26 protein-coding genes and 1 riboswitch are annotated in these 25,769 nt (G+C 64.6%); of the genes, 18 read left to right on the top strand and 8 right to left on the bottom strand.

Annotation, left to right across the window (positions count from 1 at the left end):
• Window positions 1-29: 29 nt before the first annotated feature.
• Complete coding sequence (locus tag ACZ9A3_RS17140) at window positions 30-608, bottom strand: hypothetical protein (protein WP_045195550.1); 579 nt, start codon at window positions 606-608, stop codon at window positions 30-32.
• A 147-nt stretch (window positions 609-755) separates the two neighbouring features.
• A riboswitch (cobalamin riboswitch) is annotated at window positions 756-979 on the top strand.
• A 162-nt stretch (window positions 980-1,141) separates the two neighbouring features.
• Here ACZ9A3_RS17140 and cobO point away from each other — a divergent pair.
• From cobO to ACZ9A3_RS17070, 14 genes are all read left to right on the top strand, one after another.
• The gene (cobO, locus tag ACZ9A3_RS17135) at window positions 1,142-1,753 is read left to right on the top strand and encodes a cob(I)yrinic acid a,c-diamide adenosyltransferase (protein ID WP_476252938.1); all 612 of its coding nucleotides are present in this window, start codon (window positions 1,142-1,144) and stop codon (window positions 1,751-1,753) included.
• Window positions 1,750-3,045, top strand: a complete 1,296-nt coding sequence (locus ACZ9A3_RS17130; protein ID WP_045195546.1) for a cobyrinate a,c-diamide synthase — start codon at window positions 1,750-1,752, stop codon at window positions 3,043-3,045. Before cobO ends, ACZ9A3_RS17130 begins: the two co-directional genes overlap by 4 nt.
• On the top strand, window positions 3,036-3,689 hold the full coding sequence (bluB, locus tag ACZ9A3_RS17125; RefSeq protein WP_176794226.1) for a 5,6-dimethylbenzimidazole synthase: 654 nt from the start codon (window positions 3,036-3,038) through the stop codon (window positions 3,687-3,689). Before ACZ9A3_RS17130 ends, bluB begins: the two co-directional genes overlap by 10 nt.
• Window positions 3,689-4,597 (top strand): adenosylcobinamide-phosphate synthase CbiB, encoded by a 909-nt coding sequence (cbiB, locus tag ACZ9A3_RS17120; protein WP_045195541.1) that lies wholly within the window; start codon window positions 3,689-3,691, stop codon window positions 4,595-4,597. The genes bluB and cbiB overlap by 1 nt, the downstream gene beginning before the upstream one ends.
• Entirely contained in the window at window positions 4,590-5,582 is a 993-nt protein-coding gene (gene cobD / locus ACZ9A3_RS17115; RefSeq protein ID WP_093380313.1) for a threonine-phosphate decarboxylase CobD, read from the top strand. Before cbiB ends, cobD begins: the two co-directional genes overlap by 8 nt.
• A complete protein-coding gene (locus ACZ9A3_RS17110; RefSeq protein WP_045195538.1) occupies window positions 5,579-7,033 on the top strand; it encodes a cobyric acid synthase in 1,455 nt (484 codons plus the stop codon). The genes cobD and ACZ9A3_RS17110 overlap by 4 nt, the downstream gene beginning before the upstream one ends.
• A 1-nt stretch (window position 7,034) precedes the next feature.
• Window positions 7,035-7,556 carry a bifunctional adenosylcobinamide kinase/adenosylcobinamide-phosphate guanylyltransferase gene (gene cobU, locus ACZ9A3_RS17105; protein WP_213603476.1) on the top strand — a complete coding sequence of 174 codons (522 nt, stop codon included), beginning with the start codon at window positions 7,035-7,037 and terminating at the stop codon, window positions 7,554-7,556.
• Window positions 7,553-8,608: a nicotinate-nucleotide--dimethylbenzimidazole phosphoribosyltransferase gene (gene cobT, locus ACZ9A3_RS17100; protein ID WP_476252937.1), complete on the top strand. Its 1,056-nt coding sequence runs from the start codon at window positions 7,553-7,555 to the stop codon at window positions 8,606-8,608. Before cobU ends, cobT begins: the two co-directional genes overlap by 4 nt.
• Window positions 8,605-9,174 carry an alpha-ribazole phosphatase family protein gene (gene cobC, locus ACZ9A3_RS17095; RefSeq protein ID WP_213603477.1) on the top strand — a complete coding sequence of 190 codons (570 nt, stop codon included), beginning with the start codon at window positions 8,605-8,607 and terminating at the stop codon, window positions 9,172-9,174. The genes cobT and cobC overlap by 4 nt, the downstream gene beginning before the upstream one ends.
• 1 nt (window position 9,175) lies before the next feature.
• Window positions 9,176-9,904, top strand: a complete 729-nt coding sequence (locus ACZ9A3_RS17090; RefSeq protein ID WP_476252936.1) for an adenosylcobinamide-GDP ribazoletransferase — start codon at window positions 9,176-9,178, stop codon at window positions 9,902-9,904.
• A gap of 50 nt (window positions 9,905-9,954) precedes the next feature.
• Window positions 9,955-10,359 (top strand): MarR family winged helix-turn-helix transcriptional regulator, encoded by a 405-nt coding sequence (locus ACZ9A3_RS17085; RefSeq protein ID WP_045195528.1) that lies wholly within the window; start codon window positions 9,955-9,957, stop codon window positions 10,357-10,359.
• A gap of 62 nt (window positions 10,360-10,421) precedes the next feature.
• Entirely contained in the window at window positions 10,422-11,624 is a 1,203-nt protein-coding gene (locus tag ACZ9A3_RS17080; RefSeq protein WP_401291177.1) for an MFS transporter, read from the top strand.
• On the top strand, window positions 11,621-11,743 hold the full coding sequence (locus tag ACZ9A3_RS17075; RefSeq protein ID WP_256326709.1) for a hypothetical protein: 123 nt from the start codon (window positions 11,621-11,623) through the stop codon (window positions 11,741-11,743). Before ACZ9A3_RS17080 ends, ACZ9A3_RS17075 begins: the two co-directional genes overlap by 4 nt.
• A gap of 42 nt (window positions 11,744-11,785) precedes the next feature.
• The gene (locus tag ACZ9A3_RS17070; RefSeq protein ID WP_213603480.1) at window positions 11,786-12,337 is read left to right on the top strand and encodes a glutathione peroxidase; all 552 of its coding nucleotides are present in this window, start codon (window positions 11,786-11,788) and stop codon (window positions 12,335-12,337) included.
• Window positions 12,338-12,343: 6 nt separating this feature from the next.
• On the opposite strand, the gene ACZ9A3_RS17065 is transcribed toward ACZ9A3_RS17070, so the two are convergent.
• Entirely contained in the window at window positions 12,344-12,607 is a 264-nt protein-coding gene (locus ACZ9A3_RS17065; protein WP_476252935.1) for a DUF2798 domain-containing protein, read from the bottom strand.
• Window positions 12,608-12,721: 114 nt separating this feature from the next.
• On the opposite strand from ACZ9A3_RS17065, the gene ACZ9A3_RS17060 reads away from it, so the two are divergent.
• Window positions 12,722-13,654 carry a LysR family transcriptional regulator gene (locus tag ACZ9A3_RS17060; RefSeq protein ID WP_476252934.1) on the top strand — a complete coding sequence of 311 codons (933 nt, stop codon included), beginning with the start codon at window positions 12,722-12,724 and terminating at the stop codon, window positions 13,652-13,654.
• A 42-nt stretch (window positions 13,655-13,696) separates the two neighbouring features.
• Here ACZ9A3_RS17060 and ACZ9A3_RS17055 read toward each other — a convergent pair whose 3' ends face one another.
• From ACZ9A3_RS17055 to ACZ9A3_RS17045, 3 genes are all read right to left on the bottom strand, one after another.
• On the bottom strand, window positions 13,697-14,956 hold the full coding sequence (locus ACZ9A3_RS17055; protein WP_045195518.1) for an OmpP1/FadL family transporter: 1,260 nt from the start codon (window positions 14,954-14,956) through the stop codon (window positions 13,697-13,699).
• 146 nt (window positions 14,957-15,102) lie between these two features.
• A complete protein-coding gene (locus ACZ9A3_RS17050; protein WP_045195516.1) occupies window positions 15,103-15,585 on the bottom strand; it encodes a hypothetical protein in 483 nt (160 codons plus the stop codon).
• 256 nt (window positions 15,586-15,841) lie between these two features.
• Entirely contained in the window at window positions 15,842-16,066 is a 225-nt protein-coding gene (locus ACZ9A3_RS17045; protein ID WP_045195514.1) for a hypothetical protein, read from the bottom strand.
• Between the two features lie 969 nt (window positions 16,067-17,035).
• On the opposite strand from ACZ9A3_RS17045, the gene ACZ9A3_RS17040 reads away from it, so the two are divergent.
• Window positions 17,036-17,464: a tetratricopeptide repeat protein gene (locus tag ACZ9A3_RS17040; protein ID WP_476252933.1), complete on the top strand. Its 429-nt coding sequence runs from the start codon at window positions 17,036-17,038 to the stop codon at window positions 17,462-17,464.
• 183 nt (window positions 17,465-17,647) lie between these two features.
• Complete coding sequence (locus tag ACZ9A3_RS17035; protein ID WP_176794326.1) at window positions 17,648-19,036, top strand: DNA recombination protein RmuC; 1,389 nt, start codon at window positions 17,648-17,650, stop codon at window positions 19,034-19,036.
• Here ACZ9A3_RS17035 and ACZ9A3_RS17030 read toward each other — a convergent pair.
• Complete coding sequence (locus ACZ9A3_RS17030) at window positions 19,008-22,484, bottom strand: PAS domain-containing hybrid sensor histidine kinase/response regulator (RefSeq protein WP_093380333.1); 3,477 nt, start codon at window positions 22,482-22,484, stop codon at window positions 19,008-19,010. The two genes, ACZ9A3_RS17035 and ACZ9A3_RS17030, sit on opposite strands and share 29 nt — an antisense overlap.
• 120 nt (window positions 22,485-22,604) lie before the next feature.
• On the bottom strand, window positions 22,605-23,150 hold the full coding sequence (locus ACZ9A3_RS17025) for a TetR/AcrR family transcriptional regulator (protein ID WP_093380335.1): 546 nt from the start codon (window positions 23,148-23,150) through the stop codon (window positions 22,605-22,607).
• A gap of 91 nt (window positions 23,151-23,241) precedes the next feature.
• Here ACZ9A3_RS17025 and ACZ9A3_RS17020 point away from each other — a divergent pair, with 91 nt between their 5' ends.
• Complete coding sequence (locus ACZ9A3_RS17020; RefSeq protein WP_213603483.1) at window positions 23,242-24,432, top strand: MFS transporter; 1,191 nt, start codon at window positions 23,242-23,244, stop codon at window positions 24,430-24,432.
• A 78-nt stretch (window positions 24,433-24,510) separates the two neighbouring features.
• Here the strand turns inward: ACZ9A3_RS17020 and ACZ9A3_RS17015 are convergent, their stop codons facing one another.
• Window positions 24,511-25,695: an MFS transporter gene (locus tag ACZ9A3_RS17015; RefSeq protein WP_093380337.1), complete on the bottom strand. Its 1,185-nt coding sequence runs from the start codon at window positions 25,693-25,695 to the stop codon at window positions 24,511-24,513.
• Window positions 25,696-25,769 lie beyond the last annotated feature (74 nt).

Raw genomic sequence — 25,769 nt, 5'->3', positions numbered from 1 at the left:
GGCACGCCAGGGGTGGGAGGTTCCCCGGGTCAGGCCTGCTTGAGCAACAGGGCGATGCCGGGGTGATACTGGCCGGCTTCGTTGTGCAGCTTGCGGTAGGCGTAGGGAAAGTACCAGGCGATGGCGCAGGCGTTATGCTTTTGCAGGTCGTCGACCAGGTCCTGCAGCTCTTCGGGGCTGGCGTGCTGGCCGGCTTTCCAGGGGCTGGCGAACAGCGCAGCGACTTTAAGCTGGCTGGGCGCGGCAATTTGCCGAGCAGCCTGGACAGTTTCGCCCAGGGCGTTATTCAGGTCGAGCTTGGCGATGCGTGGCCAGCGCTGGCTGGCCTGCAGGTAGGCGGCCTCTTCGCGGTTGGCGATGTACAGGTCGCAGCGGCCTTCGCGATCGCCGTCATCGCGCTGCTTCTTGCTCTGGTGCTGCTGCAGGGTCACCAGCTCGGCCTGCCAGGCGGCGGCCGAGAGCAGCCCGAGGTTGGCCTGGGCGCCGTGCCAATAGGGCGCCTCACCGTCACCGAGGGTCTGGTTGAAGCGGTCGATGCAATCGACCCAGCGTTCCAGGGCCGGGCGCAGGAACTCCAGGCGCGCATTATTGATGATCAGGCCTTGCATGCTGCTCTCCCTTATAGTTGTGATCGAGTACAGCCGAGGTATGGCTATTTGATATCACTGAAGTCAGTGTTGCACAAGATGACAAAGGCGCCATTGATCCAGGCCAGTGCAGCGCCTTTCATTGACGCTCCGGGTGCAACCCTCTAACCTTCGCGACTTGTTTCAGGTGCTCTGCAGGCGATGGCCTGGCAGGGTGAAACAGGGAAGCCGGTGGGCGCGTAAAACGCGCGAATCCGGCGCTGCCCCCGCAACGGTAGGTGAGTCAAGGCTGTGCAGGGCCACTGGGCATTCATGCCCGGGAAGGCGCGCAGCCCCGGGTGTCGATGGCCCCGCTCACAAGCCCGGAGACCGGCCTGTAACAGCCAACGGCATCACGGAGGGTGATGCGCGGTTCCTCCGGCCTGTGCCGCAGCCCTGCGCGTTTTCCGTCTGCCATATCCATTCATCTGTCACGCCCGTTCCTTCGATACGCTGAGCAGCCGTCGGCTGCTGCGTTCGGTGAGATCGGCCGACAGTGGTTTGCGGAGAACCTCATGACTGAATCCACCGAGCGCGACGAACGCCACCTGGCGCGCATGCAGCGCAAAAAGGCCGTGATCGACGAGCGCATCGCCAACTCGCCCAACGAATGCGGCTTGCTGCTGGTACTTACCGGCAACGGCAAGGGCAAGAGCAGTTCGGCCTTCGGCATGCTCGCCCGGGCCATGGGCCACGGCATGCAGTGCGGCGTGGTGCAGTTCATCAAGGGCCGCAACAGCACTGGCGAAGAGCTGTTCTTCCGGCGCTTTCCCGAGCAGGTGCGCTACCACGTGATGGGCGAGGGCTTTACCTGGGAAACCCAGGACCGCCAGCGCGACATCGCCGCCGCCGAAGCTGCCTGGGCAGTGTCGCGGCAGATGCTCCAGGACCCGTCGATCGCCTTCGTGGTGCTTGATGAACTGAACATCGCCCTCAAGCACGGCTACCTCGACCTCGACCAGGTGCTCAGCGACCTGCATGCTCGCCCGCCGATGCAGCACGTGATCGTCACCGGTCGCGCGGCCAAAGACGAAATGATCGAACTGGCCGACACCGTCACCGAAATGGGCATGATCAAGCACGCCTTCCAGGCCGGCATCCGTGCCCAGAAGGGCGTCGAACTATGAGTGATGCGCGCCATTGCCCGGCGGTATTGATCGCCGCACCGGCCTCCGGCCAGGGCAAGACCACGGTGACCGCCGCACTGGCGCGCCTGCATCGCAACCAGGGGCGCAAGGTTCGCGTATTCAAGTGCGGCCCGGACTTTCTTGACCCGATGATCCTCGAGCGCGCCAGTGGTGCGCCGGTGTATCAGCTCGACCTGTGGATGGTCGGCGAGCAGGAAAGCCGCCGGCTATTGTGGGAGGCGGCGGGCGAGGCCGACCTGATCCTCATCGAAGGGGTCATGGGCCTGTTCGACGGCACGCCATCGAGCGCCGACCTGGCCCGGCATTTTGGCGTGCCGGTGCTGGCGGTGATCGATGGTACCGCCATGGCCCAGACCTTCGGCGCCCTGGCCCTGGGCCTGGCGCGCTATCAGCCGGACCTGCCGTTTGCCGGGGTGTTGGCCAACCGTGTCGGTACCCTGCGCCATGCCCAGTTGCTTGAAGGCAGCCTGACCGAGGGGCTGCGCTGGTACGGTGGGCTGTCGCGAGAAACCGGCATCGAATTGCCGAGCCGTCACCTGGGGCTGGTGCAAGCCAGTGAACTGAACGACCTTGATGCGCGGCTGGATGCTGCCGCAGCGGCCCTGGGCGCCAGTTGCGATGCGGCGTTGCCGCCAGCGGTGCGCTTTGCCGCGCCGACCGAGTTTGCCATCGAGCCGTTGCTGCAAGGCGTGCGCATTGCGGTTGCCCGCGACGAAGCCTTTGCCTTTACCTATGGCGCCAACCTCGACCTGCTGCGGGCCATGGGCGCGCAGCTGGCGTTTTTCTCGCCGCTGCATGACACAAGCTTGCCGCCAGCCGACAGCTTGTATCTGCCTGGCGGTTACCCCGAATTGCATCACCAGGCGCTGGCGGCCAACACACCGATGCTCGAGGCTATCCGCGCCCATCACCACGCCGGCAAGCCTTTGCTCGCCGAATGCGGCGGCATGCTCTACCTGCTCGATGCGCTCACCGATGTTGCCGGCGAGCGTGCCGAACTGCTCGGCCTGCTGGCAGGCGAGGCAGTGATGCAAAAGCGCCTGGCCGCCTTGGCCCTGCAGGCCGTAGAGCTGCCTGAAGGCACCTTGCGCGGGCACACCTATCATCATTCGCTGACCCATACCGAGCTTGAGCCGGTTGCCCGCGGCCAGAGCCCCAACGGTGGTCGTGGTGCCGAGGCGGTGTACCGCCAGGGGCGCTTGACCGCCTCCTACGTGCATTTCTATTTTGCTTCCAACCCCCAGGCGTCGGCGGCGCTGCTGTGTCCATGACTGAACATGCTTTTACCGAGGCCGAACGTGCGGCGGTCTACCGCGCCATCGGCGAGCGTCGCGACATGCGTCACTTCAGTGGCGGCGAAGTCGCCCCCGAGTTGCTCGCGCGCCTGCTTGAGGCCGCGCACCAGGCGCCCAGCGTCGGGCTGATGCAGCCCTGGCGTTTCATCCGTATCACCCAGCGCGAACTGCGCCAGCGGATCCAGGCCCTGGTGGAAGAGGAGCGCCTGCGTACAGCGCAGGCGCTCGGTGAGCGCTCCGATGACTTCATGAAACTCAAGGTCGAAGGCATCAACGACTGCGCCGAGCTGCTGGTGGCGGCGCTGATGGATGGGCGCGAAGCGCACATTTTCGGCCGCCGGACCTTGCCGGAGATGGACCTGGCGTCGTTGTCCTGTGCGATCCAGAACTTGTGGCTGGCGGCCCGCGCCGAAGGTCTGGGCATGGGCTGGGTGTCGCTGTTCGAGCCCCGGGCCCTGGCCGAGCTGCTCGGCATGCCGGCCGGTGCCAAGCCGTTGGCAATCCTCTGCCTGGGTCCGGTTCACGAATTTTACCCGGCGCCGATGCTGGTGCTTGAAGGCTGGACCACAGCGCGGCCGCTGCACGACATGCTGTTTGAAAACCAGTGGGGGGAGTCTTGATGAGCGTGGCGTTGCTGACAGTGGCCGGGGTGGCGCTGGATGCGCTGCTGGGTGAGCCCAAGCGCCGGCATCCGCTGGTAGCCTTCGGGCGCCTGGCCGGGCGCCTGGAACAGCGCTTGAATGCCGGCGGCCGTGGCTGGCGCAGCCACGGCGTCAGCGCCTGGTTCCTGGCGGTGGTGCCGCTGACCTTCATCGCCATGCTGTTGTCCTGGCTGCCGTACATTGGCTGGCTGATTGAAGTTTTGGCGCTGTACTGCGCCCTCGGCCTGCGCAGCCTTGGCGAGCACGTAACGCCGGTGGCCGAAGCCCTGCGCCAGGGCGACCTGGAAAAAGCCCGCCAGCGCGTCGGTTATCTGGTCAGCCGCGAAACCCGCGAGCTGGACGAAACCGCCGTGGCCCGCGCCGCCACCGAGTCGGTGCTGGAGAACGGCAGCGATGCGGTGTTCGCCGCGCTGTTCTGGTTTGTCGTTGCCGGCGTACCGGGGGTGGTGCTCTATCGCCTGAGCAACACCCTCGACGCCATGTGGGGCTATCGTAATGAACGCTTCGAGCGTTTTGGCTGGGCTGCGGCGAAGATCGACGATGTGCTCAACTATATTCCGGCACGCTTGGTGGCGCTGACTTACGCGCTGCTGGGCAAGACCCGCCTGGCCCTGAGCTGCTGGCGGCGCCAGGCGCCGTTGTGGGACAGCCCCAATGCCGGGCCGGTGATGGCGGCCGGGGCCGGAGCCCTGGGCGTCGAGCTGGGCGGGCCGGCGGTGTATCACGGCGAGTTGCACGAGCGCCCGCAACTGGGCGAAGGCCCGCAGGCCGATGCCGACGCCATCGAACGCGGTTGGCGCCTGGTTTGCCAGGGCGTGTGGTTGTGGTTGCTGCTGTTGTGCCTGGGGGCTGAATTCTATGCTTGAACACGGTGGTCGCCTGCAACGCGCAGTGCAGCAATACGGCATCGCCCGCGAAGACTGGCTGGACCTGTCCAGCGGCATCGCCCCGTGGTCTTATTCCATCCCTGAGATTCCGCTGCGGGCCTGGGCGCGCTTGCCCGAAACCGAAGACGGTCTCGAGCAGGCGGCCCGTGATTACTATCAGGTCGAGCAACTGTTGCCAGTGGCCGGCTCCCAGGCGGCGATCCAGGCTTTGCCACGCCTGCGTCGCCCCGGCACGGTCGGGGTGCTGTCGCCGTGCTACGCCGAACACGCCGAAGGCTGGCGCCGCGCTGGGCACCGGGTGCGCGAGTTGCCGCTGGACCAGGTCGATTATTACCTCGACAGCCTCGATGTGCTGGTGGTGGTCAACCCCAACAACCCCACCGGGCAGTTGATTGCTGCCGAGCAACTGCTGGAATGGCATGGTCGCCTGGCCCGCCGTGGCGGCTGGCTGCTGGTTGATGAAGCGTTCATGGACAACACCCCGCAACACAGCATTGGCGCCCATGCCGAGCGCAGCGGGTTGATCGTGCTGCGCTCGTTCGGCAAGTTCTTCGGCTTGGCCGGCGTACGCCTGGGCTTTGTTCTGGCCGAGCGCCAGTTGTTGCAACTGCTCGCCGAACAGCTCGGGCCCTGGACCATCAGCGGCCCGACGCGGATCCTCGGCCAGGCCTGCCTGCTCGACGGCGCCGCCCATCAGCAGCAGATCATCCGCTGCGCCGCTGCCAGCCAGCGCCTGGCCGAGGTGCTCAGTGCGGCAGGTTTCGCCCCCAGCGGCAGCTGCGACCTGTTCCAGTACCTGGTCACCGAGCAGGCGCCGCGCCTGCATGAATTCATGGCCCGGCGCGGCATCCTCCTGCGCCTGTTCAGCCAGCCGCCGAGCCTGCGTTTCGGCCTGCCGGCCAGTGAACCGGACTTTCAGCGCCTGGCCCAGGCTTTCAGCGATTACCGCAAGGAACAAGCATGACCACCCTGATGGTGCAGGGCACCACCTCCGATGCCGGCAAAAGCACCCTGGTGACCGCGCTGTGCCGCTGGCTGTTGCGCCAGGGTATTGCCGTGGTGCCGTTCAAGCCGCAGAACATGGCGCTCAACAGTGCTGTGACCGCCGAGGGCGGCGAGATCGGCCGCGCCCAGGCGGTGCAGGCGCAGGCCGCGGGCCTGGCGCCCCACACCGACATGAACCCGGTGCTGCTCAAGCCCAACAGCGACACCGGCGCCCAGGTGATCGTCCATGGCCGCGCGGTCACCAGCATGAACGCCGTGGCCTATCACGACTACAAGGCCATCGCCATGCAGGCCGTGCTGGCTTCGCACCAGCGCCTGAGCGCGGCCTATCCGGTGGTAATGGTCGAAGGCGCCGGCTCGCCGGCTGAAATCAACCTGCGTGCCGGCGACATTGCCAACATGGGCTTTGCCGAGGCAGTCGACTGCCCGGTGATCCTGATTGCCGACATCAATCGGGGCGGGGTGTTTGCGCATCTGGTCGGTACCCTGGAGTTGCTCTCGACGAGCGAACAGGCGCGGGTCAAAGGCTTTGTCATCAACCGTTTTCGTGGCGATATCGCCTTGCTCCAGCCGGGTCTGGACTGGCTTGAAGAACGTACCGGCAAGCCAGTGCTGGGCGTGCTGCCCTATGTGCTGGACCTGCACCTGGAAGCCGAAGACGGTATCGACCAGCGCCAGGGCCTCAAGGCCGGGCGCCAGCTCAAGGTGATCGTGCCGGTGCTGCCGCGCATCAGCAACCACACCGATTTCGACCCGCTGCGCCTGCACCCGCAGGTCGATCTGCAGTTTATCGGCCCCGGTCAGCCGATTCCGCCCGCTGACCTGATCATTTTGCCTGGCTCCAAGAGCGTGCGCGGCGACCTGGCGCAATTGCGTGAGCGTGGTTGGGACCAGGCGATCAGTCGCCACCTGCGTTACGGCGGCAAGGTCCTGGGCATTTGCGGCGGGCTGCAGATGCTCGGCCAGCGGGTGGAAGACCCCTTGGGCCTGGAAGGCCCAGCGGGGGCCAGCGATGGCCTCGGTCTGCTGGATTTTGTCACCGTGCTCGAAGCCGAAAAGCAGCTGCGCAATGTCGCCGGCACCCTGCAGCTGGAGCAGGCGGCCATCAGCGGCTACGAGATTCATGCCGGGGTAACCCAGGGGCCGGCGCTGGAGCGCCCGGCAGTGTTGCTCGACGGCGGCCGCGCCGATGGCGCCATCAGCGCCGACGGGCAGATCCTCGCCACCTACCTGCATGGCCTGTTCGAGGCGCCGCATTGCTGCGCCGCGCTGTTGCGCTGGGCCGGGCTGCAGGAGGTCGAGCAGATCGACTACCACGCCCTGCGCGAACGCGACATCGAGCGCCTGGCCGACCTGGTCGAGCAGCACCTGGACACCGCGCGCCTGCGCCAACTCTGCGGACAGAACTGAAATGCTCAACCTGATCCTTGGCGGCGCCCGTTCGGGCAAGAGCCGCCTGGCCGAACAACTGGCGGTGCAGAGCGGCCTGGCGGTCACCTACATCGCCACCAGCGAACCGCTCGACGGCGAGATGAATGCACGGGTGCAGTTGCACCGCGAGCGGCGTCCGGCCGAGTGGGGATTGATCGAAGAGCCGCTGGAGTTGGCGCGGGTGCTGCGTGCCACTGCCAGTGCCGAGCGCTGCCTGCTGGTCGATTGCCTGACCCTGTGGCTGACCAACCTGCTGATGCTCGACAACCCGGAGCGCCTGGCGGCCGAACGCACGGCGCTGCTCGAGTGCCTGGCAGCGTTGCCGGGCGAAATCATACTGGTCAGCAACGAAACCGGCCTGGGCGTGGTGCCCATGGGCGAGCTGACCCGCCGTTATGTCGATGAAGCAGGCGCGCTGCACCAGGCCATTGCCGAGCGCTGCCAGCGCGTGGTGCTGACTGTCGCCGGCTTGCCGCTTACCCTGAAAGGACCTGCACTATGAGTCAAACCTGGTGGCGTGAAGCCTGTCGAGCTGTCGACCCGATTGTTCGCGAACAGGCCCTGGCGCGGCAACAGCAACTGACCAAGCCGGCAGGCTCGCTGGGTCGCCTGGAGCAGCTGGCAGTGCAACTGGCCGGCTTGCAAGGCCAGCTCAAGCCGAGCGTCGAGCAGGTGTGGATCGCGATTTTTGCCGGCGATCACGGTGTGGTCGCCGAAGGCATCTCGGCTTACCCGCAGGCGGTGACCGGGCAGATGCTGCTCAATTTCGTCAGCGGCGGCGCTGCGATCAGCGTGCTGGCGCGGCAGCTGAATGCTCACCTGGAAGTGATCGACCTGGGTACCATCGACCTGGCCCTGGACCTGCCGGACGTGCGCCACCTGCGCGTCGGCCCGGGCACGGCCAACTTCGCTCGGGTACCGGCGATGACCTACGAACAAGGCCTGCAGGCTCTGCAAGGCGGGCGCGAGAGTGCCCTGCGCGCGGCCGCCAGCGGCGCCCGGTTGTTTATCGGCGGCGAGATGGGCATCGGTAACACCACCGCCGCCAGCGCCCTGGCCTGCGCCGTGCTCGGTTGTCCGGCCAGCGAGCTCAGTGGTCCGGGTACCGGCCTGGACGCCGCCGGTGTGCGGCACAAGGCCGAGGTCATCGAGCGCGCCTTGCTGCAGCATGCCAATCTTGGCGACGACCCGCTGCAGCGGCTGTTGTGTTTTGGTGGTTTCGAGATCGCCGCGCTGGTCGGCGCCTACCTGGGTTGCGCCCAGGCTGGTGTTGCGGTGCTGGTGGATGGGTTTATCTGCACCGTTGCCGCGCTGGTGGCGACGCGTATCAATCCGGGTTGCCGCGACTGGCTGCTGTTCGGTCATCGCGGCGCCGAGCCCGGTCATCGCCGGGTGCTCGCCGAACTCGACGCCGAGCCGCTGCTGGAGCTGGGCCTGCGCCTGGGCGAGGGCAGTGGTGCGGCACTGGCGGTGCCGCTGTTGCGCCTGGCCTGTGACCTGCACGGGCAGATGGCGACCTTCGCCGAAGCTGCGGTAGCGGACCGCCCGGCATGATCATCGACCTGCTGCGCCACGGAGAAACCGAACTGGGCGGCGGCCTGCGCGGTAGCCTCGACGATGCCCTGACTGACAAGGGCTGGGCGCAGATGCGCGCGGCGGTGAGTGATGCCGGCCCTTGGGATGCATTGGTCAGCTCGCCATTGCAGCGCTGCGCACGCTTTGCCCAGGAGCTGGGCGCGCAGTTGAACCTGCCGCTGCAGCTGGCGCCGGGGCTGCAAGAGCTGCATTTCGGTGAGTGGGAAGGGCGCAGCGCGGCAGCGCTGATGCTCACCCATGAAGCCGAGCTCGGCCGGTTCTGGGCTGACCCTTATGCCTACACACCGCCAGGTGGCGAGCCGGTGGCGGATTTCTCCGTACGGGTGTTGCAGGCCATCAGCACCTTGCACCAGGCCCATGCCGGCCAGCAGTTGCTGCTGGTCACCCACGGCGGCGTCATGCGCCTGTTGCTGGCCCGCGCCCGTGGCCTGCCGCGTGAACAGCTGCTGCAGGTCGAAGTGGTCCATGGCGCCTTGTGCCGCCTGGAACTGCTGGCCGACGGCAGCCTGCGCGAGGTGTGCTGAGATGCTGGGGTTCTGGATCGCCCTGCAGTTTCTCAGCAGCTTGCCGGTGCGCCTGCCGGGCATGCCGGCGCCGGAACAAATGGGCCGCTCATTGCTGTTTTACCCGCTGGTAGGGCTGTTGTTCGGGGTGGTGCTCTGGGGGTTGAACGCGCTGCTGGCCGGTAGGCCGGTGCTGTTGCACGCCGCCTTGCTGCTCAGCGCCTGGGTGCTGCTCAGCGGCGCCTTGCACCTGGACGGCCTGGCCGACAGCGCCGATGCCTGGCTCGGCGGTTTCGGCGACCGCGAACGTACCTTGCTGATCATGAAAGACCCGCGCAGCGGGCCGATTGCCGTGGTCACCCTGGTACTGGTGCTGTTGCTCAAGTTCTGCGCCTTACTGGCGTTGATCGAGCGCGGTGACGGGCTGCTGCTGTTGCTCGCACCGCTGATCGGCCGCGCGGGGTTACTGGGCTTGTTCCTGTGCACGCCCTATGTGCGCAGCGGCGGGCTCGGCCAGGCGCTTGCCGATCATTTGCCGCGTCGGGCGGGCCAGCTGGTGATGCTCGTCAGTGCGTTGGCCTGTGTGCTGCTGGCAGGGTTCAAGGGCCTGTGGGTGCTGCTGGTTGCCGCCATCGTCTTCGCCTGGCTGCGCCACGTGATGGTGCGCCGTCTGGGTGGCACCACCGGTGATACCGCCGGGGCCCTGCTCGAGCTGCTGGAGCTGGCGGTATTGATCGCTTTGGTGCTGTGAGCGGCGAATAAAAGCTTGCAGTTGCCAAAGTGCGGGTATATACACGCATTATGTTGACCAGCGAATGCATCTGCACCCACCTGCGTCGCGCCGCCCGTGGGGTGAGCCGACACTACGACGAGGCCCTCGAAGGCTTCGGGATCAATGTCGCGCAGTTTTCCCTGTTGCGTCATTTACGCCGCCTGGATCAACCGAGTATTTCCACCCTGGCCGAGGCCATGGGCCTGGACCGCAGCACCTTGGGGCGCAACCTGCGGGTACTGGAAGCCGAGGGCCTGGTGGCCCTGGCCGAAGGGCAGGACTTGCGCAACCGTATCGTGTTGCTGACCGAGCAGGGCCGGGCACGCCTGCAAGCGGCGGAGCCGGCCTGGGAGCAAGCGCAAAGCGGCTTGATCGAGACCCTCGGCGAAGGTCAGCGTGACGAACTGGTGCGCCTGCTGGAGCTGTTGGCCTGAGCTTTTTACGATTATAAGCGGGTATATACCCGCATAACCTTGCGGCACTGGAGACAACAAAAATGACATCAGTATGGCGAACCAGTGGGTGGATTCTGCTTGGCGCGGCGCTGATCCTGGCCTTGTCGCTGGGCGTGCGGCACGGCTTTGGCCTGTTCCTGGCGCCGATGAGCGCCGACTTTGGCTGGGGGCGCGGCGTGTTTGCCTTTGCCATTGCCTTGCAGAACCTGATCTGGGGCCTGGCCCAGCCGTTTGCCGGAGCCCTGGCCGATCGCCTCGGTGCTGCCAAGGTGGTGATGGTCGGCGGTATGCTTTATGCCGCCGGCCTTGTGCTGATGGGCATGTCCGACTCGGCCCTGACCCTGTCGCTCAGTGCCGGTTTGTTGATCGGTATCGGCCTGTCGGGCACCTCGTTTTCGGTGATCCTCGGCGTGGTTGGCCGTGCCGTGCCGCCAGAAAAACGCAGCATGGCCATGGGCATTGCCAGCGCCGCCGGCTCCTTCGGCCAGTTCGCCATGCTGCCGGGTACGCTCGGCCTGATCGGCTGGCTGGGCTGGTCGGCGGCCTTGCTGGTGCTGGGTTTGCTGGTGGCCTTTATCGTGCCGCTGGTAGGGCTGCTGCGTGATCGTCCGCTGCCCAGTCAGGGCAATGACCAGACCCTCGGCCAGGCCCTGCGCGAAGCCTGCTCGCACTCCGGTTTCTGGCTGCTGGCCCTGGGCTTTTTCGTCTGTGGTTTCCAGGTGGTGTTCATCGGCGTGCACCTGCCGGCCTACCTGGTCGACCAGCACCTGCCGGCGACCATCGGCACCACAGTGCTGGCGCTGGTCGGGCTGTTCAATATCGTCGGCACCTACACCGCCGGCTGGCTGGGTGGGCGCATGTCCAAGCCGCGGCTGCTGACCGCGCTGTACCTGCTGCGCGCGGTAGTCATCGTGTTGTTCCTGTGGGCGCCAATCAGCCAGTTCAGCGCCTACCTGTTCGGCATTGCCATGGGCCTGCTGTGGCTGTCGACCGTACCCTTGACCAACGGCACCGTGGCCACCCTGTTTGGTGTGCGCAATTTGTCGATGCTCGGCGGTATCGTCTTCCTGTTCCACCAGTTGGGGGCATTTCTGGGCGGCTGGCTGGGCGGGGTGGTGTATGACCGCACCGGCAACTACGATTTGGTCTGGCAAATTTCCATCCTCCTCAGCCTGCTCGCCGCAGCGCTGAACTGGCCAGTACGCGAACGCCCGGTAGCGCGCTTGCAGGCGCAGGCAGCATGAAGCGGGTCGCCATTGGCAGCGTGCTCGGCCTCGCCGCGCTATTGCTGCTGGCGCTGGCCTGGTGGGGCTGGCATGAGGGCGGCCTGGCGTTGATGCAGTTGGGCATGGGCGTGTGCTAGGAGTACTCTGAATACTTCGGGAACGTTCGAGGGAGAGAGACGATGCGCGCACGCTGGATGTTGGTTCCGTTGTTGACCTTGGCCGCTGCGGCCAATGCCCTGGCCGCCGATTGCCCGGCGCTGCTCAAGGGCTCGTTGCCGGAGCTGCGCGGCAAGGAGCAGATCGACCTGTGCCAGCGCTTTGCCGGCAAGCCTTTGGTGGTGGTCAATACCGCCAGCTATTGCGGCTTTGCCCCGCAGTTCGAAGGGCTTGAAAGCGTCTACAAGGAGTACCACGAACAGGGCCTGGAAATGCTCGGGGTGCCGTCCAACGACTTCAAGCAGGAAGACGCCGATGCCGAGAAAACCGCCAAGGTCTGCTACGCCAACTATGGCGTGACCTTCACCATGACCCAGGCCCGGCCCGTGCGCGGCGACGATGCCACACCGCTGTTCAAGGAGCTGGCCGCGCAGAGCAGTGCGCCGAAGTGGAATTTTTACAAGTACGTGGTTGATCGCCAGGGCAAGGTAGTGGCCAGTTTCACCAGCCTGACCAAGCCGGATGACCCGGCGTTCAAGGCGGCGATTGAAAAGGCCATTGCTTCCCGGCCCTGAGCGGCGTCAGTGGCTCGGATGCACGGTCCAGGCCACCAGCTTGAGCACGATCGGGCGCACCACCAGCACACAGGCAAAGGCTACTGGCATGGCCAGTTGATAGGCTTTGAGCACGTTGCCCAGGTACTGCTCGTTGATGCCTGCGTTGGCGGCGGTAATCACGAAGCACATCAACAGGGCCATGATTGCCGACATGTAGAAGGCAAACACGTAGGGGGTGGCGCGAACGCCGAGTTTGCGCCGGCCGCGGGCGCTGGTCTGGGAGGTCATGCTGACTCCTTCTGGTGGGTGAGGGGGCAGCCTAGCAAGGGGGCGTTGGACTGCGGTAGACGAGCTGGACTTAGGTCTTTATAAAGAAGATCTTACGAATGCCTGGATGCCGTCATGAACCTGCTCGGTTCGATCAAGAGTTTCATCAAGGTGGTCGAGGCCGGCAGCATCGCCGGTGGCGCTCGCAGCCTGGGCTTGAGCGCCGCCGCGGTGAGCCAGAATATCGCCCGCCTGGAAGCCCACCTGCAGGTGCGCCTGCTGGCGCGTACCACGCGCAGTATGGTGCTGACGCCCAGTGGCAGCCTGTACTACGACAAGGTCAAGCACATCGAGCGCGACCTCGAGCAGGCCCAGCAGGCGGTCACCGCCCCGGATTGCGAGCCCAAGGGGCGCTTGTGCATCGCTTCGTCGTCGGCCTTTGGCCGCCATGTACTGGCGCCGCTGATTCCGGCCTTCAGTGCACGCTACCCGCAGCTTTCAATTGAATTGGTTACGAATGATCGGCGGGTCAATCACGCCCAGGAAGGCGTTGATGTCAGTATCCGCATCCAGCCACAGCTCGAAGACGGCCTGCTGGCCCAGCACATTGCCCGGGTGCCGTTCATTTGCTGCGCTTCCCCGGGCTATCTGGCGGCGGCCGGTTGGCCACAATCGCCCGAGCAGCTCAAGGAACACCGCTGCCTGGTGTTCCGCTACCCGGTGGACGGGCGCTTTTTGCGCTGGGGCTTTATCCGCGAGGGGCTGCGTTTTGATGCCGAGTTCGACAAGGTGCTGATCAGCGATGACATCGACGTACTGACGCAGATGGCGGTGCGCGATGGCGGTATCGCTCGCCTGGCCGAGTTCGTCGCCCGCCCTTTGCTCGAGCGCGGCCAGCTGGTGGCGTTGTTCGAGTATTCGCAGCCGGCACGGGCCTACGCCCAGACCGAACTGATGGATATCTACCTGTGCGTGGCCGACCGTTTCGCCTTGAGCCTCAAGGTGCGGGCGTTCATGGAGTACCTCCAGCTGGAAGTCGGGCACGCCTGGCCGATTGCTCAGGCATAAAAAAACCGCCGATGACGGCGGTTTTTCGTTGCGGCGCTGTTATCAGAAGCGATAGGTCAGCGACGCGCCAATACCGTGAGCGCTGTTTTCGTACTTGGCGTTGTACGAACCCTTGGTCGGGCTGGCCAGGTTGACCTTGGTGTCTTCTTCCCACAGGTAGGAGTACGCCACGTCGATGGTCATGTCGTCGGTTGGGCTGTAGCCGGCGCCCAGGCTGAAGATCTTGCGATCGCCAGTCGGGATGCGTGGCGAACGGTCGTGGTTGTTGGTCGGCGACTGGTCGACGGTGAAGCCGGTACGCAGTACCCACTCCTTGTTCAGCTTGTAGGACGCGCCGATGGCGTGGGCCCAGGTGTCGTGCCAGTTCTGCTCTTCGCTGATGGTGCCGAACTGGCCGGCCAGCGGGGCAGGAACCTTGTTGGTGACGGTGATGGCTTCCAGGCGGCTCCAGCGGGTCCAGGTGCTACCAGCATAGATAGTCCACTGGTCATCCAGCTCGTGGGTAACCGAGAAGTCGACCGATTCAGGGGTCTTGATCTTCAGTTCAGCGTCGAACTTGCTGCCGCTGAACGGGCCGATCAGGGCGTTGTTGATCTTGGTGTTGCCTTCGAGCTTGTAGTCGACCATCGAGTGGTAGGTCAGGCCCAGGCGGGTCTTGTCGGTGGCCTGGACCAGCACGCCGATGTTGTAGCCGACGGCAGTGTCGTCACCCTTGATTTTCACTTCGCCATCGTTGAAACCCGGGGTGCGCGGGTTGAGGGTGTTGGCGCTGAGCTCACCCTTGATCTTGTTGATGGTCGGGCCGAAACCGATCGACACCTTGTCGTTGAAGGCGTAGCTGATGGTTGGCTGGAAGGTGACCACTTCAACGTGGCTTTTCTTGCCCCAGTAACGGCTGGCGGCAGTGCTCTCGTAATCGGTGACCAGGCCGAACGGCGCGTAGACACCGAAACCGACGGTCCAGTGATCATCCAGAGGCTTGACGTAGTAGCCCATGGGCACGCCGACGAACGGCACCATGTCGCCGTCGGTGGTGCCACCTGGGCGCCCGCCGCCGGAAATATCGGACTTGGCGATGACGGCTGCGCCGCCAACGGTGATCTGCTCGCGTTTCAGGCGCGACATACCGGCAGGGTTGCCGAATACGGTGCTGGCATCATCGGCAGAAGAAGAACGACCCGCGAAACCTGTGCCCATGCCACTGACGCTTTGTTCGTTGAGGGCAAAGCCGCTGGCGAACAGTTGAGTCGAGGCGAGAGTGACGGCGAGGCTGAGAGAGGTTTTGAGCATTACTTTTTTCATTATTAGAACTCCTTGGGATCTCCGGGGCGAAAATTACCATCAGTTCGCCCGCAGCGCTATAGGCTGTATCGCAGGAGATAGAGCGGTTTTGTAGGACAATCCGACCAAAATGGCGGGAATTTTCCGATTATGGAAAGCAGTGACTCTCAGCAGGCCTGAAGAGTCACAGGGGCGATGCAGGTTTGCCAGGCGCAGGTGAAATCGCGCAGGCGCCCCTGAGGCTGGAAGGTTTGTCGCCAGATACGTGCAAGCCCGAGCAGATCGTCGGCGGCGGGCAGTTCGGGGGCTTGTTCTTCGATCAGCATCCAGGCGATGGCGGTGGCATAGCGCAGGTTTACGGTCAGTTCCAGGTGCGGGCCGCTGAGGAAGGCATGCTGGCTGGCAAGGCCACGGACCAGGCTGGCGAGATCCGGGTCGCGGGCCAGGAACTGGTCCCAGAGGCTTTGGTGGCGCAGTTCGCCAATGCGGTACAGGCCGTGGCCGCGGCGGTCGTGCAATGCTGAGCCGAGTGCTGACTGGCTGGCGGCGACGCCGAGCAGCAGGGCTTCGGCGCTGGCGCAGTGGCGACCCAGGTAGATCAGGGTCGGACGAATGACAAACTGGCTCAACTCGCTCGCGGCGATACCCATGATGCCCTCGAACTTGAAATTGGCCGGCGGACGCTGGAGCTTGGCAGCTGGAGAGTCGGTCAGGCCCGCCGGAAGCGGCCTTTGCCGCTTGAGTTGAAGTGTAGTGTCATATTCGCGCTGTAAAGGTCTGTTTTTAAAACATTTGCGGCTTTTAGTTATAAATCATATGCCGTGCGGCAATTAGTGATTGCTGGGCGCCAGGCATAAAAAAGCCCCGCCAGAGGGCGGGGCTTGAGCGTTTGCAGCGTCGTGCGGATCAGGCCACCAGGGCCTGACGGGTGCGCTCGATAACGGCCTGCAGCGGCTCGGCTTCGGAGTATTGCTCCGGGTACAGGCGCTCGCTGTGCCGGGCAATGCCGTGCTCGTTGACCAGGGTGAAGCTGAAGCCGCCTTTGCGCGACGCCAGGATCAAGCAGTTCAGAGGGGCAAATGCCTGGGAAAGGGTGCGAATGGCAGCCTGAGTATGAGTAGAGTGATTCATAGTTATTAGATGTTCCTGCAATAGACACGGTTTCGATCCGTGCACATATAAAACGTTCCAGTAACGCGAGCATTTAAGCCGGTGCGAAGAACCTGACTGGAACAGGGCAGCCAGTTTTGGGCGCATTTATCATGTGGCGCTGGGGCTGACTGGTAGGTACGTCAGAGGACAGGCAACAGCCAGGGTCGGGTTCAATGCCGCTGGGTGAAGATCCTGATCAATCTGCAGGTTGGTTCGGTCAGAGTAAGAAGTGATTTACCTGGGGAACCATCGAGTGGGCCGGTCCTGGTTTCAACAGGCCTGTCCGATGTGAGGGGGCAGGGCACTGTAAGGACTGCTTTGGCCAGAATTGACTTTCAGCTTGGTACTAACGGCGGCAAGACTACCGCAGTTTTTCGTTGCTGGCAAGCTTTTTGGCTTTTCGTCTGGCGAGCCGATCAGTATGTCGCGTTCCAGGCTGTCTGTGAAGGGCTAATTCGCCGGCTTTGCAGTGCAACAAGGCAGGGAACGTGCCAATTTCGTGCAGGGAAATACCTCGCTAAAGGGCGGTTGTGCACACTTGGGGCAGCCCTTGTTACAGCGCTGCAACAAGGCGGCAAGTGGCCGCCAATGACTTGGCCGTTGCCTTAAGTCAATGAAAAAAAACACTTATTTTAGCTGGTGAAAAAATCGACAGTTTGACTGAAAGCCCCATTCCATAGGGGTTTGCGGGGAGGTTTAGGGGGTTGTCCACCGAGTTATCCACAGCTTCTGTGGATTGTCCCGAGCGCTTGCTCTAGGACGGGCGTGCCAGCTTTTTGGCCGGTGTCCGACAATCCTTCGACAGTCTTCCGTCAGGGACAAAATACCCGTCCTGACGTCAAGAAAAAAACACTGAAATATTTTGAAAAAAGTGCAGAAAAGCACCGGGCCATTGTCAGAAAAATGGAGTAGAGTGGCGCGCCTCTCGAGTTGCCTCCGCTGTTTTTTATGAAGTTTCGCTCCAAAAAACTCGTTGCCCCCACTGCCCAGTCGCCTCTGCCCGAGCCCAAGCGCTTCTCCTTGAAAGTGGCCTTGTGGTTGCTCGACAGCCCGCGCCTGGGTGACAACCCCAACGTCAAGCACTTTGCCGGGCGCTTGCTCAAGCAGCCAGCGCGCCAGGGCGTGGTGGTGGCCCAGAGCCGCCTGGGGCAGATGCTCTGCCGTGATTGTGGCAATGCCCGCGACCGCCGGATCGGCCACGAACTGCTGCGCCAGGCGGCGCGCGCCGGTGATCGCCGGGCCCAGCTCGAGTACGGCCGGCTGTGCGCCTTGGGGCAACTGAACGAACCCGCCCAGGGCCGCTACTGGCTCGAACAGGCCGCTGCCCAGGGTTCGCAGGAGGCCTTGCGCCTGCTCAGGCAATTGCCTGAAGCCTGAATGCGGCGCGTGCGCCCAAGGCTGATAAGCTGAGCCGTTGATCGTTGGCCGAGGGAGATCGGGGTGGCTATGGCAGTGGATCTGACCAGCATTGTGCTGGGTATTGTGGTGGCGGCCGTGCCGTCGCTGGCGCTGGTGCTGCAGGTGCAACGGCGCCTGAGTGCGCGGCAGGCCGACGCGGCCTTGCTTGAGGAGCGCCTGAGCAGTGTGCAGCTGGCTCAGGAAGGCTTGCTCGCCCAGCTCGATGCCAGCCGCGACGAAATCAGCGACCTGAGCCAGGCCAATGCCGCCAAGCAGGCGACGCTGGCCGCTCAGGCCCGTGAGCTTGAATTGCTGCAGATCGATCGCGACGAAGCGCGCGATGCCGCCCATGCCTGGCAGCTCGAACGCGCCAGCCGCGAAGCCGAATTGCGTCGCCTGGACGCCCAGAGCGCAGCCCTGAGCGCCGAGCTGCGCGAACAGCAGGAAAGCCATCAGCAACGCCTCGACGACCTGCAGGGCTCGCGTGACGAGCTGCGGGCGCAGTTCGCCGAAATGGCCACGAAGATTTTCGATGAGCGCGAACAGCGCTTCGCCCAGACCAGCCAACAGCACCTGGGGCAGTTGCTCGACCCGCTCAAGGAGCGCATCCAGGCCTTTGAAAAGCGCGTCGAAGACAGCTATCAGCAAGAGGCCCGCGAGCGCTTCTCGCTGGCCAAGGAGCTTGAACGCCTGCAGCAGCTCAACCTGCGCCTGAGCGATGAGGCCACCAACCTGACCCAGGCACTCAAGGGCCAGAAGACCCAGGGCAACTGGGGCGAGCTGATTCTGGAGCGGGTGCTGGAGCACGCCGGGCTTGAGAAGGGCCGCGAGTACCAGACCCAGGTCAGCCTCAAGAGCGCCGACGGCGAGCGCTTTCAGCCCGACGTGCTGATCATGCTGCCGGGCGACAAACAGGTGGTGGTCGACTCCAAGGTCAGCCTCACCGCCTACCAGCAGTACGTTGGCGCCGACGACAGCGAGATTGCCCAGGCCGCGCTCAAGCAACACGTGCTGTCGCTGCGCAACCATGTCAAAGGCTTGTCCGGCAAGGACTACAACCGCCTCGAAGGCCTGCACAGCCTGGATTTCGTCCTGCTCTTCGTGCCTATCGAGGCGGCGTTTTCGGCCGCCTTGCAGGCAGAGCCGAACCTGTTCCAGGAAGCCTTCGACCGCCAGATCGTGATCGTCAGCCCGACCACCTTGCTGGCCACCTTGCGGGTTATCGACAGCCTCTGGAAGCAGGAGCGCCAGAGCCAGAACGCCCGGGAGATCGCCGAGCGTGCCGGTTGGCTGTACGACAAGTTCGTGCTGTTCATCCAGGACCTGGACGAGCTTGGCAGCCGCCTGCAGCAGGTCGACAAAGCCTATAGCGCGGCGCGCAACAAGCTCTGCGAAGGGCGCGGCAACCTGATCAGCCGCAGCGAACAGCTCAAGCTGCTCGGTGCCCGGGCCAGCAAGAGCCTGCCGGCCGACCTGCTCGAGCGCGCCATGAGCGAAGGCGACCCGCTGGCTGCCAGCGCCCTTACTGGACCAGGCTCAGATGCCGATTGAGCAGGGCGCGCAAGGCCGCCGGCTTGACCGGCTTGGCCAGGTAGTCGAGCCCTGCGGCATGCACCTGGGCGACCATCTCGCTGCGCCCGTCGGCGCTGATCACCACGCCGGGGACCGGCTCGCCCAGGCGTGTGCGTAACCAGGCCATCAGCTCGGTGCCGACCTCGCCGTCGTCAAGGTGGTAGTCCACCAGCGCCAGGTGCGGGCGCAGGCCGCTTGCCAGCAAGGCTTCACACTCGGCGCGATTGCGCGCGATGGATACCTGGCAGCCCCAGCGGCTGAGCAGGCTGTTCATGCCGATGAGGATGCTGTCTTCGTTGTCGACGCACAGCACCTGCAGGCCTGCCAATGGCTGCCCGGCCTGTTCGGCAGGGCTGGCCACCGGGGCCGCCGGCGCCGTGGCCAGCGGCACGCTGACGCGGAACACGCTGCCCTTGCCCGGCCACGACTGCACCTCAAGCGGATGGCCAAGCACCTTGCACAGGCCATCGGCGATCGCCAGGCCCAGGCCCAGGCCTTTTTCCGCGCGGGTCTGGTGGCTGTCCAGGCGTTTGAATTCCTCGAAGATCACCTGCAGCTTGTCGTCGGCGATGCCGCTGCCACGGTCCCAGACCTCCAGCCACAAGCGCCCCTGCTGGCGGCGCACGCCGAGCAGAATCGGGCTTTTGCCATAGCGGAAGGCGTTGGTGAGGAAGTTCTGCAGAATCCGGCGCAGCAGTTTCATGTCGCTCTGCACCCGCAGGCGGCTGCCGCGCAGGCGGAAATCCAGGCCTTGCTGCTGGGCCAGAACCTTGAATTCAGCGCCGAGGGTGTCGAACAGTTCGTTGAGGGCGAAGGGTTTGACGTCCGGGGTGATCTTGCCGTTTTCCAGGCGCGAGATGTCCAGCAGGTCGCTGATCAGCTCTTCGGCCGAACGCAGCGAGCTGTCCATGTGCTGGACCAGTTGCTGGGCATCGGCCGACAAGCCATCGCCCTGATGCGACAGCGCCGCCGAGAACAGCCGCGCGGCGTTCAGCGGCTGCATCAGGTCGTGGCTGACCGCTGCGAGGAAGCGGGTCTTGGACTGGTTGGCGGCCTCGGCGTGGCTCTTGGCTTCGCTCAGTGCCTGGTTCAGTTGCGACAGCTCGTGGGTGCGTTCGGCGACCCGTTGCTCAAGGCTTTCGTTGGCGCCCTTGAGCGCCTGTTCGGCTTCGCGGAACGGGGTGATGTCGGTAAAGCTCATGACAAAGCCGCCGCCGGGCATCGGGTTGCCGATCAGCTCGATCACCCGGCCGTTGGGGAACAAGCGCTCGGAGGTATGCGCACGGCCCTGGCGCATCCAGTGCAGGCGCCTGGCCACGTGCACCTGGGCCTCGCCCGGGCCGCACAGGCCGCGCTCGGCGTTGTAGCGGATAATGTCGGCAATCGGCCGGCCGACGCTGATCAGCCCGTCGGGGTAGTTGAACAGCTCCAGGTAGCGGCGGTTCCAGGCCACCAGGCGCAGCGACTGGTCGACCACGCTGATGCCCTGGCTGATGTTCTCGATTGCCCCTTGCAGCAGGGCGCGGTTGAACTGCAGCACTTCCGAGGCTTCGTCAGCGATGCGCACCACGTCCTCAAGCTGCATGTCGCGGCCTTCGATCGCGGCCTTGACCACTGCGCGGGTCGAGGAGGTGCCGAGCACGCCGGCGAGCAGGCGCTCGGTGTGTTCGATCCATTCGCCGTCGGCATTCTGGTTGGGGTTGAAACCCTTGCCCTGGCGATAGGCAAAACGGATGAAACTCTGCCGCGCGCGCTCTTCACCCACAAAGCGCGCAGCCAGGTGCAGCAGGTCGTCGATCTGCACCGCCAGCAGCGACCGGCTGCTGGGGCGGGCGCTGGTCTGCTGGCCGATGAAACGCCCGGCCTGCCAGTGCTCGGACACCCGTGTGCGCGAGAGGATCGACACCCAGGCGAACAGGGTGAAGTTACCCGCCAGCGACAGCACCACGCCTTGGGTCAGCGGCGTGATCGGCAGGTTCAGCGGGTTGCCATGCAGCCAGGCCAGGCCCGGGAACAGCTCCAGCGACCAGCCCAGGCTATGGGCGGCAATCGGCAGCACCAGGGTGTAGAACCACAGGAACACCCCGGCGGCCAGGCCTGCGAACACCCCGCGGCGGTTGGCCTGCTTCCAGTACAGGGCGCCAAGCATGGCCGGGGTCAGCTGGGTCACGGCGGCAAACGCCACCTGGCCGATGGTCGCAAGGCTTGCGGTAGAGCCGAGCAGGCGGTAGCTGACATAGGCCAGCAAAAGGATGACGACGATGGTCACCCGGCGTACCGAGAGCATCCAGTGGCGGAAGGCTTCGAACGGGCGCTCGGCGTTGTTGCGCCGCAGCAGCCAGGGCAGCAGCATGTCGTTGGAAACCATGGTCGACAGCGCCACGGCCTCGACAATGACCATGCCGGTGGCCGCCGACGCGCCGCCGATAAAGGCCAGCAGGGCCAGCGCCGGATGCGCCTCGGCCAGCGGCAGGCTGATCACGAAGGAGTCGGGCAGCACCGAGTCGGGCAGCAGCATCTGCCCGGCCAGAGCGATTGGTACCACGAACAGCGCGGCGAGGATCAGGTACATCGGGAACACCCAGCGCGCCAGGCGCAGGTCCTGGGGTTCGATGTTCTCCACCACGGTGACGTGGAACTGGCGCGGCAGGCAGATGATCGCCATCATCGCCACGCCGGTCTGCACGATCATCGACGGCCAGTTGATGGTTTCGTTCCAGAAGCCTTCCAGGCGTGGCGCCAGTTGCGCCTTGCTGAACAGGTCTTCGAAACCGTTGAACAGGCCGAAGGTGACGAAGGCGCCGACGGCGAGGAACGCCAGCAGCTTGACCAGCGATTCGAAGGCAATCGCCAGGACCATGCCGCGGTGGTGTTCGGTGACGTCCAGGCTACGGGTACCGAAGACAATCGAAAACAGTGCCAGCACCAGCGACACCACCAGCGCGGTGTCCTGCACACGGCTGCCAGTAGCATCGGCGCCTGCGCCGATCAGCAGGTTGACGCCAAGCACGATGCCCTTGAGCTGCAAGGCGATGTACGGCAGCACGCCGATCAGGCAGATCAGCGCCACCACCACCGCCAGGCTCTGGGATTTACCGTAGCGGGCGGCGATGAAGTCGGCGATCGAGGTGATGTTTTCCTGTTTGCTGATCAGCACCATCTTCTGCAGCACCCAGGGCGCGAACAGCAGCAGTAGCACAGGGCCCAGGTAGATCGGCAGGAACGCCCAGAGTTGTTCGGCGGCCTGGCCGACGGCGCCGAAGAAGGTCCAGCTGGTGCAGTACACCGCCAGCGACAGGCTGTACACCCAGGCACGCAGGCGCGGCGGCAGCGGTGTGCTGCGGCGGTCGCCGTAAAAGGCGATGGCGAACATGATGGCCATATAGGCCAGGGCGACCACGGCGATCAGCCCACTGGACAGCGACATGACAACTCCGAAACAAAAGGGTGATTCAGTCTGACAGCGAACCTCGATCAATCAGTCTGGCACGCCGCAAAGGCTTCGTCAGCGCCGACGATGGTCGCAGTGGCAGAGCGTCGCAGGGCCTTAGCCGGGCAAGGCCAGGTCAAGCAGGCTGTAGAGCTGTTCCAGGGTCGGCGGGGCTTCGGCGAACAAGGTGCGGTAGACGGTCGGTGCGACCAGCAGATCCAGCAGGCGTTCGATGTCTGGCAGGGCCTCGCCGCGCGCCTGGGCGCGGTCGAGGATGACCTGCAGTTGCCCGCGCAGGATGTTGGTGCAGTAACCCGGGCAGGCGCTGCTGAGCACGTCGCGCATCAGGTTGCGGCCTGGTTCGGAGGTGATTTCGTCGAGGTACTGTTCGGTCCAGGCGCGCAGGTCGGTACGCAGCTCGCCGGTGTCCAGCGGCGCCACGTCAGGCAGCACGCGTTCGACGGCGACATCGGCGAGCAGGGCGGCCAATTCGCCCCAGCGCCTATAGATAGTTGACGGGGTGACGCCGGCGCGAGCGGCAATTTGCGGCACGGTCAGGCTCGCGCGGTCCTGCTCCTTGAGCAGTTCGCGTACCGCCGCATGTACCGATGCCTGCACACGGGCGCTGCGCCCACCCGTGCGGATACCTTCTTTAATCGCCATCGGTCGACCTTAACACAAAGGGTTTGCGTTAAGGAATGAAGGCGAGCAGACTGCGCAAAAGCTAAATAATTGCTTTAGCGGAGTGCTGATCATGTTCATGTTGTTCAAAGCCCCGGCCTCACGGCGTTTTCGTCTGATGTTCCTGGCACTTGCCTTGCTCGGCTTTCTCGCCGCCTCGAGCACCCCGACGCCTTTGTATCACCTGTACCAGCAAGCCTGGCAGTTCTCGGCGGTAACCCTGACGCTGATTTTTGCGGTGTATGCCGTCAGCTTGCTGGCGGCGCTGCTGACAGTCGGTTCGCTGTCGGACTACCTGGGGCGGCGGCCACTGATCTTCACTGCATTGGTGCTGGAAAGCGTCTCCATGCTGTTGTTCCTGCAGGCCGACAGTGTCGGCTGGTTGATTGCTGCGCGCATTCTGCAAGGCTTCGCCACCGGCATGGCTACCAGCGTGCTGGGCGCTGCGTTGCTGGATATCGATCGCGAGCAGGGGCCGTTGGTCAACAGCCTGACGCCCTTGCTCGGCATGGCCAGCGGCGCCCTGGGTACCAGCCTGCTGGTGGAATTTGCGCCGTGGCCGCTGCGTTTGGCCTACTGGCTGTTGCTCGGCTTGTTCGTCACGCTGGCGTTGCTGGTGTGGCATCTGCCCGAGAGCGTCAGCCGCCAGCCCGGCGCCCTGGCATCCTTGCGTCCGGCCCTGCATGTACCGCCCCAGGCGCGGGCTGCAGTGCTGCGTATGCTGCCGGTGAACGTCGCCGGTTGGGCGCTGGGTGGGTTCTTCCTGTCGCTGGCGCCATCACTGGCGCGCGAGGCCACCGGGGCAACCTCGAATTTGGTGGGCGGCGGCCTGGTGGCGGCGTTGACGGTGACCGGCGCCGTGGCGATCTACCACCTGCGGCTGCGTCCGGCCGGGCAGATCCTGCGCCTGGGCACAGGGGTGTTGCCGGTCGGGATGCTGTTGATCCTGCTGGCGTTGCATCGCGGTGAGCTGGGGCTGTTTTTCCTCGCCACTGTAGTCACCGGCATCGGCTTTGGCGCCAGCTTCCTTGGAGCGTTGCGTAGCATCATGCCGCTGGCCGAGGCCCACGAACGCGCCGGGCTGATGGCGACGTTCTATGTGCTGAGCTACCTGGCGTTCTGCGTGCCGGCCATGCTGGCCGGGTGGATGGTGCGCAGCTTCGGCCTGGTGCCGACCGGCGAGGTGTATGCCTTGGCGGTGATCATTTTGTGCGCCGTTGCGGCGGTTCTGAGTTTGCCGCTGCGGGCTTTGTCCCGCGGCTGACTGTACTGGCCTCATCGCGGGGCAAGTCGGGTCGCCGCACCGCCGCTCCCACTGGTTCATCGTAGACCCCGCGATGCTTTAATTCGGCGCTCGCCGGGCCCCCAGGTAATAGAACAGCGCCGCCAGCAACACCGAAAGAATCAGCAGGTAAAAGGTCGCCACCGGCACCAGGTGCGCGAGGGCAAAGCCGCAGATCACCGGGCCCAGCGCCGCGCCGAGGTTGGACAGGTTTTGCGCGCCGTAATACACGCCGCGCAGATGTTCCGGGGCGATGCTGTCGATGAACATGTACTCGGCGGGGATGACGATGATCTCGCCAAGGGTGAACACCAGCATCGCCAGGCACCAGGCCAGCAGCGTTTGCGCCAGCGAGAAACCCAGCAGGCCAACCAGAAACAGCGCCATGCCGGCCATCAGCCAGGGCATCAACTGGCGGCTGCTGATGCGCCGGCCAATCACGTACTGCAGGGCAATTACCGTGACCGCGTTGGTGGCCACCAGGTAGCTGATGTAGCGCGCCGCCTCGCTGGCGCTGCTGGTCACCACCAGGTACTGCGACAGGTAGGCGGTGAACTGGCCGAACACCACCGCGCTCAAGGCGCCACCGAGGGTGAAGCAGATCAGCCGGCGATCTTTGACCAGTTGCCCGCCAACGCTAAAGAAACCGGCCTGTTCGCCGCCTTCGACCCGCGCCCGCGCCGCGCGCTCGCCCCAGCGCTGGTAGCTCAGGCACATGGCCAGGCCCAGCAGCGCCGAGAGCAGGAACGGCAGGTGATCGTCCAGCAGCACCAGCGCCACGCCGACGAAGGGCCCGACCGCGTAGGCGACGTTGCTCAGGGTGTACTTGATCGAGAACACCTCGCTGCGTTCTTCCAGCGGCAGCAGTGCACAGAAGCCGGCTTTGGCGGCGATGTCCACCACCGCCAGGGCCAGGTTGATCAGCACCAGGCAGGTGAAGAACAGGCTCAGTTCGCGGCTGACCACCGCACCGACAAAGGCCAAAGTAAAGGTCAGGGTCGCGGCGATGATCACCGTGTAGCTGCGCAGGGTGTCGATCAGGTAGCCGCCATACAGGCTCAGCAACGAGGCGACTATCAGCGCACCGCCGATCATCAGGCCGATGCCGCTGATATCCAGGGCGAAGTTCTGCGCCAGGTAGACCACCAGGTAGGGCAGGGTGATTGCACGGGCGAGGGTGAGGATGAAGGTAGTTGCCAGCAGCAGGCGTACCTGCGCCGAGTAACCTTTGATAGCGGTGAGCATTGAGTGACCACGTCCTTGTTGTTATCGCTGCCGAGCATACGCCGCGGGCAGTGAAATCTGTATATCTGTAAAAC

This window comes from Pseudomonas sp. TE4620 (assembly GCF_056279045.1).
Note: the sequence above shows the minus strand (reverse complement) of the source record. Positions and strands in the feature narration are given on the sequence as shown.